This is a genomic window from Streptococcus sp. ELY_137, assembly GCF_058314515.1.
The window spans coordinates 51,854-65,873 of the sequence record NZ_JBZFUL010000008.1; the positions used below are offsets into that span (position 1 = coordinate 51,854).

The following is a 14,020-nucleotide window of genomic DNA, read 5'->3' on the forward strand; positions in this document are numbered from 1 at the left end:
CTATTGTTATGAGCAAAGAAATGCTAGAAGCCTTCCGTATTCTGGAAGAAGAAAAACATATTGATAAAAAAGATATTATCGACGCCGTCACAGAGTCATTGAAATCAGCCTATAAACGTCGCTATGGTCAGTCTGAGAGCTGTGAAGTAGAGTATAATGAAAAAACTGGTGATTTCCAAGTCTACAGTGTCCGCGAAGTCGTTGAAGAAGTCTTTGACAGCCGCTTGGAAATCAGTCTTGCCGAAGCTTTAAAGATTAGCTCTGCTTATGAACTAGGCGATAAAATTCGCTTTGAAGAATCTGTAAAGGAATTTGGACGTGTAGCTGCCCAGTCAGCTAAGCAAACCATCATGGAGAAAATGCGCCGTCAAATGCGTGAGATCACTTACAGTGAGTATAAAGAGCACGAAGGTGAAATTATGACAGGTACGGTTGAACGTTTTGACCAGCGTTTCATCTATGTCAATCTTGGTTCGATTGAAGCCCAATTATCTCATCAGGACCAAATTCCGGGTGAAACTTTCAAATCTCACGACCGCATTGAGGTTTACGTTTACAAGGTTGAGAATAACCCGCGCGGTGTTAACGTTTTTGTAAGTCGCAGCCATCCCCAATTCATCAAACGCATCATGGAACAAGAAATTCCCGAGGTTTTCGACGGTACTGTCGAAATCATGAGTGTCTCTCGCGAAGCAGGTGACCGTACCAAGGTTGCTGTCCGCAGTCACAATTCCAATGTTGATGCTATCGGTACCATCGTAGGTCGCGGTGGTGCTAATATCAAAAAGGTTATTAGTAAATTTCACCCAGTTCGTGTGGATACTAAGACAGGACTCGAAATTCCAGTGGAAGAAAACATTGATGTGATTCAGTGGGAGGAAGATCCAGCAGAATTTATCTATAATGCTATCGCCCCTGCTGAGGTGGATTATGTGATCTTCGATGATGAAAACAGCAAGCATGCCACTGTTGTGGTTCCTGATAACAAACTGTCACTAGCAATCGGACGTCGTGGACAAAATGTCCGCTTGGCTGCCCACCTAACTGGTTACCGTATTGATATCAAGTCAGCCAGTGAGTACGAAGCAATGGAAGGTGAAAGTGAACAAACAGAAGAACTTTATGATCTTGATGCAGATTCTCTACTTTCGGATGGTGAAAGTTCGGCAGAAGATCTATCAGCTGAAACTGCTGCTCCAGTTGAAGTGATCGAAGAAGATCTATCGGCCGAAGAGCTGGAATAGGGATAGCTAAAGGATACAGATTAAAAAGTAAAGGAAGGTGTTTTATGCCAAAAACAAGAAAAATACCTTTGCGAAAATCAGTTGTTTCAGGGGAAGTTATCGATAAGCGGGATCTCCTTCGTATTGTTAAAAATAAGGAAGGAAAAGTTTTTATCGACCCGACAGGCAAACAAAACGGCCGTGGAGCCTATATTAAACTGGACAATGAGGAAGCCCAGTTAGCTAAGAAGAAGCGAGTCTTTAACCACAGTTTTTCTATGGCCGTTTCTGAGGAATTCTACGATGAATTGATTGCTTATGTAGATCACAAAGTCAAAAGAAGAGAGTTGGGCCTTGAATAAGCTAGAAAAATTAACGAACTTAGTTGGGATAGCTCAACGGGCTGGCTGTATTATCTCAGGTGAGGAACTAGTTATCAAAGCGTTGCAGAAGCACCAGACTAGACTAGTTTTTCTAGCTAATGACGCTGCCCCCAATCTTGAGAAAAAAATAACTGATAAATGTCACTACTACGATATAGAATTCTCCACAGTGTTTTCGGCACTGGAATTAAGCGTTGCTATCGGCCGTTCTCGTAAGGTTTTGGCCATCACAGACGCTGGATTTGCAAAGAAAATGAGGACTCTTATGGATTAAAGAATAGGAGGACAAGATTTGTCTAAGAAAAGATTATACGAAATTGCCAAGGAACTTGGCAAACCAAGTAAAGAGGTTGTTGAAAAAGCCAAAAGCTTGGGTTTGGATGTTAAGAGCCATTCCTCAAGCTTAGAAGAGGCGGATGCCCAACGCTTGACCAGCAGTTTTACCTCATCGGCTCCCAAAAGTGTAGCCCAGCAAGCTGCTTCAACTCAACCAGCTGCAGCAAAAGCTGATGACAAAGAAACCGCTGCAGAGAAGTCAGCGCAAGCGACGACCGCACCAGAAGCTCAAAGACTTGCTACTAAAACAGCTCAGGACAAGAGCGCTTCCAAACCTGCTGCCAAGCCTAAAATCCGTAATTTCAAGGCTGAGCGTGAAGCTAGAGCAAAAGCAGAGGCAGAGCGCCGCCAAAACAAACAAAACGGCCGCAACAAAAACAATCGCCGTGATGGTCAAGACAATGAACGCCGCCGTGACAATCGTCAGGGAAATCGCGAAAATAACAATCGTCGCGATAATAATCGTAAGCAGCAAAATCAAGGGCCGCGTATCGACTTCAAAGCTAGAGCTGCTGCCTTAAAAGCTGAGCAAAATGCAGAGTACTCGCGAGAAAGCGAGAATCGTTTCCGTCAGGAACAGGAAAATAAGCAGCGAGTGGCTCAACAACAAGAGCAGGCTCGTCAAAGGAGACAGGCCAAAGAGGAAGCTTCTGCAATCGTAGCTCCTCCCATTCAGGCTAGTCCAGCCCCTGCTGCTGTGACTAAGCCGGCTCCTGCCAAGGATAACCGCCGTAAGAAGGGAAATCGGCCTGATAAATCGCGCGATTTTGCTAGCGAGAATGAAGACGGACCAAAGTCAAATAAAAATAAAAAGTGGAATAATCAAAACCAAGTGAGAAATCAACGAAACAGCAACTGGAACACTAATAAGAAAAATAAAAAAGGTAAGAATAACCGCAATAACAATACGGCTCCTAAGCCAGTAACAGAGCGGAAATTCCACGAATTGCCTAAGGAACTTGAGTATACAGAAGGGATGACTGTTGCAGACATCGCTAAACGTATTAAGCGTGAACCAGCTGAAATTGTCAAGAAGCTCTTCATGATGGGCGTGATGGCTACTCAAAATCAATCTTTGGATGGTGATACTATCGAGCTACTGATGGTTGATTATGGCATCGATCCGAAGAAAAAGATTGAAGTGGATGATGCAGATATTGAGCGTTTCTTTGTTGAAGAAGATTACCTCAATGAAGATCAGATGGTCGAACGGGCTCCTGTTGTGACTATTATGGGACACGTTGACCATGGTAAAACAACCTTGCTTGATACCCTGCGTAATTCACGTGTTGCTACAGGCGAAGCTGGTGGGATCACCCAGCATATCGGTGCTTACCAGATCGAAGCTGGTGGCAAGAAGATTACCTTCTTGGATACACCGGGACATGCTGCCTTTACTAGTATGCGGGCACGCGGTGCTTCTGTTACTGATATTACTATTTTGATTGTGGCAGCTGATGATGGTGTCATGCCGCAGACCATCGAAGCCATCAACCATTCCAAGGCTGCTGGAGTACCAATTATCGTTGCCATTAACAAGATTGATAAGCCAGGTGCTAATCCTGAGCGCGTTATTGGGGAATTAGCTGAGCATGGTGTCATTTCTACGGCTTGGGGTGGTGATTCTGAATTTGTTGAAATTTCAGCGAAATTCAATAAAAATATTGATGAACTTTTGGAAACAGTACTCCTCGTTGCTGAAATTCAAGAGCTGAAGGCTGATCCGACAGTTCGCGCTATCGGTACGGTGATCGAAGCGCGTTTGGATAAAGGAAAAGGTGCTGTTGCCACCCTTCTGGTTCAGCAAGGAACGCTACATGTGCAAGATCCGATCGTTGTTGGTAATACGTTCGGTCGAGTTCGCGCTATGGCTAATGACTTAGGCCGCCGTGTCAAGTCTGCCCTGCCTTCTACACCAGTTTCTATCACTGGTCTTAACGAAGCGCCGATGGCTGGTGATCATTTCGCCGTCTATGCAGATGAAAAAGCTGCCCGTGCAGCTGGAGAAGAGCGTGCCAAGCGTGCCCTGCTTAAGCAACGTCAAGTTAATCATCGCGTTAGTCTGGAAAATCTCTTTGATACTCTTAAAGACAGTGAAGTTAAATCTGTTAATGTGATCATCAAAGCAGATGTTCAAGGATCTGTTGAAGCCCTCGCCTCGTCACTGCAAAAGATTGAAGTTGAGGGAGCTAAGGTAACGATTGTCCATTCGGCTGTCGGTGCTATCAACGAGTCGGATATTACATTGGCAGAGGCGTCTGATGCCGTCGTTATCGGATTTAATGTGCGTCCAACACCGCAGGCGCGTATGCAGGCAGAAAGTGATGAAGTTGAAATCCGTCTCCACAGCATCATCTACAAGGTAATTGAAGAAATTGAAGATGCCATGAAAGGCATGCTGGATCCTGAATATGAAGAAAGAATTATGGGAGAAGCGATCATTCGTGAAACCTTTAAAGTCTCTAAGGTTGGTACCATTGGTGGCTTTATGGTGACGAGCGGTAAAGTCACCCGCGAGTCCAGTGTTCGTGTGATTCGTGATGGTGTCGTTATTTACGATGGCAAATTAGCCAGTCTTCGTCACTTTAAGGACGATGTCAAAGAAGTTGGCAATGCCCAAGAAGGTGGCCTCATGATTGAAGGATATAATGATATCAAAGTTGATGATACCATTGAAGCCTATATCATGGAAGAAATTGAGCGCTAAGCCTCCAATCATTTAGAGAAAGGAGTGGGCACATGGCTAATTCATTTCGTACCGATCGGGTAGGTATGGAAATCAAACGTGAGGTCAATGAAATTCTGCAAAAGAAAGTACGGGATCCTCGTGTCTCTGGTGTAACCATCACCGATGTCCAAATGCTAGGAGATTTATCTATGGCCAAGGTCTACTACACCATTATGAGTGATCTAGCTTCGGATAATCAAAAGGCCCAAACTGGTCTGGAAAAAGCCAAGGGAACCATTAAGAGGGAACTTGGTAAGAACCTCCAAATGTATAAAATCCCAGATCTAACCTTTATCAAGGATGAATCTATCGCTTATGGGAATAAGATCGATCAGATGCTGCGCGATCTGGAGAAAAAAGGTTAAGCAAAAAAGTTTTGGGATAATTTTCCACGATGGCCTGGCCTCAGCCACAAAAGCATGTAATCCACAAAATTACGCATAAAAAATGATAGACTCCCCTCGTAGTGGACAGTGAAAAAACAAAAATTTCACTAGTATCCGCATCTATGAAGGGAGTTTTTGCGGTTTAAAGCATCAAATCGGTGGAAAAACTATCCCGGCTTTTAATTTTTAAGCACTCGGTTTAGAAGAGATAAGAGCAAAAGGTTGTTTTACCAGACTAAATTGTTAATGATGTATGTGTATCTTATCATGTAGATGATCAAATGAAAGAAATTTCCCAGTCTTGACGCCTGATATCTTTGAAAATTTTATTAGTTGCTTCAAATCTAGCGTTTGAGTAACTTAGCTCGAGCGGAAATCCTTTATCTTCAGGACAATTTAAACCATTGGCATTTTCATTTATCCTACGTTGGCAAGAGGTTCAGAGAAATAGACTTCTAGGCTGAGTTCTTATGTTAGTCTCTGATATTGTAGCAAAAGGGAAATCAGCCAACCGCTATGCATTAAAGGGAGGATTAAAGTATGAAAACTGGCTGTTTTTTTCCTAGCCCTTCTCTTATCCAGCGGATGATTTGACCCGAGTCCCAAAATAGAAAGAGGAGGGAAGTTGGTTTCTGGGAAATTGTGATTTTTATCCTATTCCTATTTTATAGGTGATAGCATTGCTACCATGTGTTCTTGCTTTCCTATTTTCTCTGGAATGTTGGCGTGCCATCGATAGATTGTTGCTGAATTTTTCTTTTTTAAACAAAATAGTTTACAAACGTAAACAAACAGGATATAATATATCTACAAACGTAAATGAAAATATTTTGAAGGAGGCTGATATGATTTCAAATGCAGAATGGGAAGTCCTGCGAGTTGTCTGGACAAAAGGGCAGGTCACCAGTAAACAGATCATTGCTGTTTTGGCTAGTAAGAAGGATTGGTCAGAGTCCACTATCAAGACTTTGATCGGCCGTTTAGCTGATAAAGGCATTTTACTTAGTCGTCGCGAGGGACGCAGCTATCTTTATTGGACAGAAGTATCAGAAGACGATGCAAATCTAGCAAGTATAAAAGGAGAGTTAGATAAGATTTGTGTCACCAAGCATGCAGACCTTCTGGGGAAATTGTTAGGAGAAACATCTATGACGGCGCAAGATATCAAGACGCTGCAGGATATCTTATCCGCTAAACAGGTCGTTACCGAGGTAACCTGCGACTGCACACCTGGCCAGTGTCGCTGTCATGAAACTGGCGCAGCCTAAAATGAGTAAGGAGGTATTTTTATGGTTAAAGAAACCTATGTTGTCGATGGAATGGTCTGTGCAGCCTGCGCCGCTACTATCGAAGGAGCTGTCAAAAAATTAAAAGGTATAGAAAGTTGCGCTGTTAATCTAACTACTGAAAAGATGGCAGTGACCTACGATCAGCAACAACTAGATGCTGATCGGATAGCAAAAGCGGTTGCAGATTCAGGTTACAGTGCTCATGTTTTTGATGAAAAGAAAGATGCCAGCCAAGAAGAGCGAGAGCTAAAGCGCCTTGCCGGTATGAAAGTCCGCTTGATTTGGTCTGCAATTTTTACCCTTCCTCTCTTATATATATCAATGGGAAGTATGGTGGGACTGCCCCTGCCACAGATTTTAGACCATCACTCTCATCCGCTGGTTTTTGTTCTGAGTCAGCTTCTATTAACAGTACCAGTTATGGTATTGGGCTGGCACTTTTACAGATCAGGATTTAAATCTTTGAGCAAGGCCCATCCTAATATGGATAGCCTAGTTGCAGTAGCAACCAGCGCAGCCTTTCTTTACAGTCTTTACAGCACCTACCATGTGATTTTGGGACATCATCACCACATCCATCAGCTCTACTTCGAGTCTGTTGCGGTTATTTTGACTCTGATTACTCTCGGAAAGTTTTTTGAAACTCTTTCTAAGGGTCGTACCTCTGAAGCCATTAAAAAACTCATGCACCTTTCGGCTAAAGAAGCCTTGGTGATCCGAGATAATCAGGAAATACTGCTGCCTATTGAGGAGCTGGTAATTGGTGATCGCGTTTTAGTTAAACCGGGTGAAAAAATTCCAGTCGACGGTCAAATAGTGACTGGTCAATCCTCAATTGATGAGTCTATGCTGACGGGAGAATCTATCCCTGTTGAAAAAACTGTCGGTGATCAAGTTTATGGTGGGTCTATTAATAGTCAGGGAGCTTTAACCGTTCAGGCTGAAAAATTGGGTAAAGATACTCTGCTTTCACAGATTATTCAGTTAGTAGAGGAGGCGCAAGAAACCAAGGCACCGATTGCTAAAATTGCCGATCAGGTTTCAGGTATCTTCGTACCGATTGTTATGGGGATTGCCCTTGTAACAGGGCTAGTCTGGTTCTTTATCGGCGGAGAGTCCTTTACCTTCGCCCTGACTGTGGCTGTCAGTGTTTTAGTGATAGCCTGTCCTTGTGCCCTAGGGTTGGCCACACCAACCGCAATTATGGTTGGGACAGGTCTGGCAGCTGAACACGGAATCCTTTTCAAATCTGGTGATAGTCTTGAATTGGCACACCAAGTTGATACCATTGTTTTTGACAAGACAGGAACATTGACCCAAGGAAAACCAGAGTTGCTATCGCTTTACAGCTATGCAAGTGATGTCAATCAAGCATCGTTGCTGACTGTCTTAGCAAGTCTAGAGGTCAATTCTAGCCACCCTATCAGTTCAGCAATTGTTGCTAAGGCTAAAGAAGATCAGCTTCAGTTATTAGATGTAGAGCAGTTTGAGAACCTAGCTGGTTTTGGACTTAAAGGCCAAATCAATGGGCAAGAGTGGCTAGTTGGTAATAAAAATCTGATGGAGCAGGCCTCTATTGATCTCACCCCAGCTCGCTCTGATTTTGATTTGTTGACACAGCAAGGACAGACTCCAATCTACGCTGCCAGTCAAGGACAGTTAATGGGGTTATTAGGAGTGGCTGATCAGCTTAAGCCAGACAGTCAGGAAGCTTTGAGCCAGCTGAAAGAACGTGGCTTTGGCCTTGTTATGCTAACAGGAGATAATGAACAAACGGCGCAAGCTATCGCTCAAAAGGCTGGACTCGACCACGTGATTAGTCAAGTGCTTCCTGATCAAAAAGCCCAAACGATCAGTGATTTACAAGCTCAGGGCAAAAAAGTCGCCATGGTCGGTGATGGGATCAATGATGCGCCAGCTTTAGCAACAGCCGATGTTGGCTTAGCTATGGGCGCTGGTACCGATATCGCTATTGAATCAGCTGATGTCGTGCTAATGAAGCCTGATTTAATGGACGTTGCTAAGGCTATGACGGTCAGTCAGGCTACTATTAAAGCCATTAAGGAAAATCTTTTTTGGGCTTTTATCTATAATATTTTAGCTATTCCCGTAGCCATGGGTGTGTTATACTTATTTGGGGGACCACTTCTGAATCCTATGCTAGCAGGTCTTGCCATGAGCTTTAGCTCGGTTTCAGTAGTTCTCAATAGCCTTCGCTTAAAGTATCGAAGAGTATAATACGTGGGGGAACAGCAATGGGGTACAATCACCAAAGCAGACATCATCAATCTGAAAAAGCTATTTTAGGCTCTTTTCTTCTAAATTTCGGCTTTGCGACTGCGGAGTTCGTTTTTGGGACCCTCTTTAACTCCAGTGCTATCTTAGCAGATGCTGTTCATGATACTGGTGATGCCCTAGCTATCGGCTTATCTTGGTTATTTGAGAAGATTGCAACTAAAAGGTCTGATGATCGTTACACTCTGGGCTACGATCGATTTAGCCTTTTAGGAGCTATGATCACGGCAACGATCTTGATTGCTGGGTCTATTGCTGTCCTTGTAGAAAATATTCCCAAGCTTTTCCACCCCCAAATTGTCAATGCTCAGGGTATGCTTTGGCTGGGCATCATCGCTATTGCGGTGAATCTGTCGGCTCAAAATCTGCTCAGTCGGGGAAAGAGTGAACATGAGAGAATTTTAAGTCTGCACTTTTTAGAGGATACCTTGGGGTGGTTTGCAGTAATCCTTGTTTCTATCCTGCTCCATTTTACCGATTGGTATATTCTCGATCCGCTGTTATCACTGGCTATCTCTCTCTTCATTCTCAGCAAGGCCATCCCGCGCTTTGTTAAAAATATAGGGATTTTTCTTGAAGCATCCCCAAGAGATATAGATATGTTGACAATACGTCAGGCTATTGCGGACTTAGAGGAAGTTAAAGCCGTCCCCCAATTTAACATCTGGTCCATAGATGGTAGGCAGCATGTCGCCATGATTCATATTATCTTATCGGATCGGCAGGATGAAAAATTAGTCAAGGATAAGATCCATCACCTTCTGGAAAATTATCAGGTCGTACAATCGGCTATCGAATGTGATGATAGTAGCTTTGAACATGACCATCATTGTCCACCTGATGAGATTGAATAATTATAGGTAAAAAATCAAAAAATGACTATAGCCATAGCATCCTCGTTCCCTATTCCCTCAAATAGCTTAAAGTCTCAAAACTTCACCATTGAATTTTTACAAGCTGTGCAAAGAGAAAAAACGACCACAGTTTGAGCTCTTACAGGAATAATGATGGAGTAGGGAGTATAATTTTCTTAAAATTTTTAGTGATTCATCGTTAGGTCCTCTGTTTTTTGGAGTGCTTAACGGTTTAATGAGCTTGCGTTTGGTTAGTGAAATTGATTAACCAAACGCAATTAGAGGGAGAGGTAGCCAAGCCACCCTAGTGATTGGTATTTGCTATCAAGTACGGAGCGCTTAGCTATCACCCCTCTGCCATATCTTATATATAAAGGAGTTTATCATGTCAAAAACGTATCAAGTATCAGGAATGAAATGTGATGGCTGCGCTAAAACAGTCACTGACAAACTGTCAGCAGTTAAAGGCGTCGAGTCAGCTACTGTTAATCTTGAAAAAAATCAGGTCACCATTGAAGGCAAAGCTTGGAAATGGTCACTGAAAAATGCTTTGAAAGGAACAAATTATCAATTAGGCAGTGAAATTTAATTCTCGTAGCAAATATTTGGCAAAGCCATCTTTTTCCGATAGAATGGCACTATAATCAAAAGAAATGGAGATCTTATTATGGCAGAAGTCGTAACTGATAAAACCTTTGAAGAAGAAACAGCCCAAGGCCTTGTCCTTGTAGATTTTTGGGCAACATGGTGCGGCCCTTGTCGCATGCAATCACCAATCTTGGAACAAATGTCTGAAGAGTATGATGAAGACGAATTGCGCGTCCTTAAAATGGATGTTGATGAAAATCCAGAAACAGCTCGTAAATTTGGTATCATGTCGATTCCTACCCTTCTCTTCAAAAAAGATGGTCAAGTGGTTAAACAAGTAGCAGGTGTTCATACCAAAGACCAAATCAAGCAAATTCTAGCTGAAGTAGGATAACTATAAAACAGCGGACCTTACGGGCACGCTGTTTTTGCTGAGTGTATAACTGCCAGTTATACCTAGCAAGTATAATATCTATAAACATTAGGTATTTGATTATGGCTGGTCAAACTGTTACACTAAATGAAAACTAACATAGTTAAGGAGTAAAACATGAAAACTGCTATTTTTGAAAAAGCCGGTCAAATGATCGTAGAAGAAGCACCAATGCCAACGATTCAGGCCACTGATGATGCCATTATTAAAATTGTTCGTGCCTGTGTATGCGGTTCAGATCTTTGGTCATATTCACACGGCGATGAACGCGAGGAACACTCTGTAAACAGTGGTCACGAAGCACTTGGCATCGTCCAAGAAGTAGGACCTGATGTCATTAATGTCAAACCAGGTGACTTTGTTATCGTCCCATTTACCCATGGCTGTGGTGAATGTGATGCTTGTCGTTCTGGATTTGATGGTACTTGTGATAACCATCCAGCACCAACTAACTGGGGCGGCGGTTTTCAATCTGAGTACCTTCGATTCCACTATGCTAACTGGGCTCTCATCAAGGTGCCTGGTCAGCCATCAGACTATTCAGAAGGCATGATTAAGTCACTTTTGACTCTTGCTGACGTTATGCCAACAGGCTACCACGCAGCACGGGTTGCTCATGTCGCTCCCGGTGATAGAGTTGTTGTTATTGGTGATGGTGCTGTTGGTCAATGTGCGGTTATTGCTGCTAAAATGCGCGGAGCTTCCCAGATTGTTCTAATGAGCCGTCACGAAGACCGCCAACAAATGGCCTTGTCTTCTGGTGCAACTGCTATTGTTGCGGAACGCGGAGAAGAAGGCATTGCTAAGGTTCGTGAAATTCTTGGTGGCGGGGCAGACGTTGCTCTGGAATGTGTCGGTACAGAAGGTGCACTCGAGCAAGCTCTCGGTGTCCTACATAATGGCGGCCGTATCGGCGCTGTCGGCGTGCCTCATTATGGCGATCATCGCATTGGTTCAACCTTTGCTCAAAACATCTCAATCGCAGGTGGTTCAGCATCTGTTACGACCTATGACAAGCAAATCTTGCTCAAGGCTGTTTTGGATGGCGATATCAACCCGGGTAAAGTCTTCACAGACACCTATAGCCTAGATGACATTAACCAAGCCTATCGTGATATGGCGGATCGCAAAGCTGTTAAATCAATGCTGGTAGTGGCGGAATGAAACAAGAGAGCGGGCAGAAATCAATCATTCGAAGAATTTGATTGTCCTCGCTTCCTTTCCAAGATAAAGATATCCCACCAGCAGTGGTTCATTGCTGCTAAAGCATCTAATGAACTGTTCAGGAGAAAGACTTCTTGGCTTTGTCAACAAGTCTTTCTTCCAATCACTGCGCCTAGCAAATAAATAAGGCTGAGAACTTTTGTCTCAGCCTCTTAGGGACACTAAGTCAGTGTCCTTTTTTCTTTTTGCGGCGCTTTTCCTGCTTGAGCTGAAACTGTCTCTCCTTATATTCCTGCCGCTTTTGCCGTTTGGAGGCTTTCTTTTCCAGTTTCAGCAGCTCATGGCTAGCCTGCATGGCCTGTTGAGCCTTAGAGGATAGGGCAGGCTGTTTCATCTGCTTGCTAATTTCCCTTTGCATTCGCTTAGGATTGATGGATTTATGCACAAGAGATGTATCTGGTTCAACGTTAACTAGGCCCAGCCTTTCTTGTTTTTGCATCCACTGGGTCAAATGAAGATAGATAAAATCAAGAATCTCGCTGTCCTTGGGTTCCTTGCCAAAGGGATAGCGAAAGGCTTGATAACCCAGCTGTCTGTCCTGATATTCAATCAAACCAAACCAGAAACTGCCGTCAAAAAATACTGTCATTTTCATGCCAGCCCTCCAAAAAATAAATTTTGATAAGGGACGACCGGAGGGAAGGTTACTGACACTTGTTGAAGATAAGCAAAAGCAATGACCAAGCATGACGGTTGCCCACTGCTGGAAATTTCTAGACCTGACTTGAAAACTCTCCAAGTTTATCATTCCACAAGTGCTTGCAGACTACCCAACTGCAACGTGTTTTTATATCATATGGCAGTATTATAACACTTTAGTTTGTATTTTTCTCATAAGCTTGAATCATTTTTTTCTGTGGTGTTGCCATAGGATAATTATCAAAATTTTGAGGAATTACCCAACACAAGTCTCTATCTCCCTTTAAGTCTGCTTGGTTAACTCGCCCTTCCAGCAACTGGATTTGCCATTTTTGATGGCTAAAAGTGTGTTTGACAAGAGGAAACTCTTTTTGAGACCAGACGGGCTTAAGACCGTAGTCCTCTTCAAAAAACTTCTGCAAAGAAACAGTTTCCAAAACTTGCTCGCTATCGTCTTCAAAGAGGTTGAGTTGCTTGGCTAGAAGCTGAGTTTCCATCAGCGGGAAAGACCAGAAACCAGCTAGAAGACCTGCTCCTTGATTCTTCTCCAGGAGAAATTGCCCTTGCTGATTCCGGATAACAAAGGCTTGTAAAAGCAGCGGCCTAGGCTTTTTCTTAGGCAATTTAATGGGATATTTGGCATAAGTTCCATGCAAGTAGGCAGCACTGAAGGCTCGAACGGGGCTCTCGTCAGGTCTAGGGTTTTTAGCAGATTCAATATCCGTTCCCAGATCCATCAGAGCCTGATTAAAGTCGCCAGGTCGCTCAGGATCAATCAGTTCTTCCATAATGGCCCGGAAGATTTTACGATTGCTGGGATTGCCAATATCATAATCTACTTCAAAGAGACGAGCCATAACCCGCATGACATTGCCATCCACAGCAGGCTCTGGTAAGTCAAAAGCAATACTGGCAATAGCACCTGCAGTATAGGGGCCGATGCCTTTTAGTGAAGCAATCTCATCGTAACTCTGTGGAAATTCTCCGCCAAAGTTCCCCACAATCTGCTGGGCAGCTACCTGCATATTACGAACACGAGAATAATATCCTAACCCTTCCCAAGCTTTGAGTAATTTCTCCTCGGGAGCTTGGGCTAGATCCTCAACTCTTGGGAACCAGTCTAAAAATCTCAAGTAATAAGGGATAACTGTCTGAACCTGAGTCTGTTGGAGCATAATTTCAGAAATCCAGATATAGTAGGGATTTTTAGTCCGCCGCCAAGGCAGATCGCGCTTTTCCCTGTCGTACCACTCTAGGAGGGTTCGTCTAAAGGCGGAAATCGTAGGTTGATCCCACATCTCAATACCGTAATCTTTTAAATCAAGTTTTTTAACCATATAAAGATTATAGCAAAATTCTCTTTGGTCTCTAAAATAGAGTACTTCAATAAAACGAAAAACATAATAAAAATCGAAGAAACACTTGACAAAAGAAAACGCTTACATTATAATTAAAATGTAATCGAGATAAGACTTAATCAAGGAGGAAACCCTTATGATTAGATTGAATATTTCACGGTACAAGAATGGTGACAGTTGCCTATAGATGGTAGGCAGACTAAATAATTTTACACAGAGTTACAGCCGGAAGTATGAGATGTTGTGTTATGGGGTGATTAGAATGCTTAACATGAATATATCTC

General features: G+C 43.1%; 13 protein-coding genes. 11 read left to right on the plus strand and 2 right to left on the minus strand.

The features are described from left to right. Nucleotides 1-8 precede the first annotated feature (8 nt). The 11 genes from nusA (at nt 9) to AC4HAO_RS07210 (ending at nt 11,679) form a co-directional block, all read left to right on the plus strand. Nucleotides 9-1,244, plus strand: a complete 1,236-nt coding sequence (gene nusA / locus AC4HAO_RS07160) for a transcription termination factor NusA (RefSeq protein WP_491134984.1) — start codon at nt 9-11, stop codon at nt 1,242-1,244. A gap of 44 nt (nt 1,245-1,288) precedes the next feature. Beyond that, on the plus strand, nt 1,289-1,585 hold the full coding sequence (gene rnpM, locus AC4HAO_RS07165) for an RNase P modulator RnpM (RefSeq protein ID WP_447452729.1): 297 nt from the start codon (nt 1,289-1,291) through the stop codon (nt 1,583-1,585). Further along, the gene (locus AC4HAO_RS07170) at nt 1,578-1,880 is read left to right on the plus strand and encodes a YlxQ-related RNA-binding protein (protein ID WP_491094054.1); all 303 of its coding nucleotides are present in this window, start codon (nt 1,578-1,580) and stop codon (nt 1,878-1,880) included. Before rnpM ends, AC4HAO_RS07170 begins: the two co-directional genes overlap by 8 nt. A gap of 18 nt (nt 1,881-1,898) precedes the next feature. After that, complete coding sequence (gene infB, locus AC4HAO_RS07175) at nt 1,899-4,649, plus strand: translation initiation factor IF-2 (RefSeq protein WP_491134985.1); 2,751 nt, start codon at nt 1,899-1,901, stop codon at nt 4,647-4,649. 32 nt (nt 4,650-4,681) lie between these two features. Next, nucleotides 4,682-5,035 carry a 30S ribosome-binding factor RbfA gene (gene rbfA / locus AC4HAO_RS07180; RefSeq protein ID WP_491094052.1) on the plus strand — a complete coding sequence of 118 codons (354 nt, stop codon included), beginning with the start codon at nt 4,682-4,684 and terminating at the stop codon, nt 5,033-5,035. A gap of 866 nt (nt 5,036-5,901) precedes the next feature. After that, nucleotides 5,902-6,324, plus strand: a complete 423-nt coding sequence (locus AC4HAO_RS07185; protein ID WP_491134986.1) for a CopY/TcrY family copper transport repressor — start codon at nt 5,902-5,904, stop codon at nt 6,322-6,324. A gap of 21 nt (nt 6,325-6,345) precedes the next feature. Continuing rightward, a complete protein-coding gene (locus AC4HAO_RS07190; protein WP_491134987.1) occupies nt 6,346-8,583 on the plus strand; it encodes a heavy metal translocating P-type ATPase in 2,238 nt (745 codons plus the stop codon). A 17-nt stretch (nt 8,584-8,600) separates the two neighbouring features. Further along, nucleotides 8,601-9,494, plus strand: a complete 894-nt coding sequence (locus tag AC4HAO_RS07195) for a cation diffusion facilitator family transporter (RefSeq protein ID WP_491134988.1) — start codon at nt 8,601-8,603, stop codon at nt 9,492-9,494. Between the two features lie 385 nt (nt 9,495-9,879). Beyond that, nucleotides 9,880-10,083 (plus strand): copper chaperone CopZ, encoded by a 204-nt coding sequence (gene copZ / locus AC4HAO_RS07200; protein WP_491094049.1) that lies wholly within the window; start codon nt 9,880-9,882, stop codon nt 10,081-10,083. A gap of 78 nt (nt 10,084-10,161) precedes the next feature. Continuing rightward, nucleotides 10,162-10,476, plus strand: a complete 315-nt coding sequence (gene trxA, locus AC4HAO_RS07205) for a thioredoxin (RefSeq protein WP_447452722.1) — start codon at nt 10,162-10,164, stop codon at nt 10,474-10,476. A 156-nt stretch (nt 10,477-10,632) separates the two neighbouring features. After that, nucleotides 10,633-11,679 (plus strand): alcohol dehydrogenase catalytic domain-containing protein, encoded by a 1,047-nt coding sequence (locus AC4HAO_RS07210; protein ID WP_491094048.1) that lies wholly within the window; start codon nt 10,633-10,635, stop codon nt 11,677-11,679. 226 nt (nt 11,680-11,905) lie between these two features. Here the strand turns inward: AC4HAO_RS07210 and AC4HAO_RS07215 are convergent, their stop codons facing one another. After that, nucleotides 11,906-12,334 carry a YjdF family protein gene (locus tag AC4HAO_RS07215; RefSeq protein WP_491094047.1) on the minus strand — a complete coding sequence of 143 codons (429 nt, stop codon included), beginning with the start codon at nt 12,332-12,334 and terminating at the stop codon, nt 11,906-11,908. Nucleotides 12,335-12,554: 220 nt separating this feature from the next. Beyond that, on the minus strand, nt 12,555-13,715 hold the full coding sequence (gene mutY, locus AC4HAO_RS07220) for an A/G-specific adenine glycosylase (protein ID WP_491094046.1): 1,161 nt from the start codon (nt 13,713-13,715) through the stop codon (nt 12,555-12,557). Nucleotides 13,716-14,020: the final 305 nt, after the last annotated feature.

What these genes read in the sequence shown, in the direction of transcription:
- nusA (WP_491134984.1), top strand. Translation starts at nt 9, where the DNA reads ATGAGCAAAGAAATGCTAGAAGCCTTCCGTATTCTGGAAGAAGAAAAA.
- rnpM (WP_447452729.1), top strand. Translation starts at nt 1,289, where the DNA reads ATGCCAAAAACAAGAAAAATACCTTTGCGAAAATCAGTTGTTTCAGGG.
- rbfA (WP_491094052.1), top strand. Translation starts at nt 4,682, where the DNA reads ATGGCTAATTCATTTCGTACCGATCGGGTAGGTATGGAAATCAAACGT.
- AC4HAO_RS07185 (WP_491134986.1), top strand. Translation starts at nt 5,902, where the DNA reads ATGATTTCAAATGCAGAATGGGAAGTCCTGCGAGTTGTCTGGACAAAA.
- AC4HAO_RS07190 (WP_491134987.1), top strand. Translation starts at nt 6,346, where the DNA reads ATGGTTAAAGAAACCTATGTTGTCGATGGAATGGTCTGTGCAGCCTGC.
- AC4HAO_RS07195 (WP_491134988.1), top strand. Translation starts at nt 8,601, where the DNA reads ATGGGGTACAATCACCAAAGCAGACATCATCAATCTGAAAAAGCTATT.
- copZ (WP_491094049.1), top strand. Translation starts at nt 9,880, where the DNA reads ATGTCAAAAACGTATCAAGTATCAGGAATGAAATGTGATGGCTGCGCT.
- trxA (WP_447452722.1), top strand. Translation starts at nt 10,162, where the DNA reads ATGGCAGAAGTCGTAACTGATAAAACCTTTGAAGAAGAAACAGCCCAA.
- AC4HAO_RS07210 (WP_491094048.1), top strand. Translation starts at nt 10,633, where the DNA reads ATGAAAACTGCTATTTTTGAAAAAGCCGGTCAAATGATCGTAGAAGAA.
- AC4HAO_RS07215 (WP_491094047.1), bottom strand. Translation starts at nt 12,334, where the DNA reads ATGAAAATGACAGTATTTTTTGACGGCAGTTTCTGGTTTGGTTTGATT.
- mutY (WP_491094046.1), bottom strand. Translation starts at nt 13,715, where the DNA reads ATGGTTAAAAAACTTGATTTAAAAGATTACGGTATTGAGATGTGGGAT.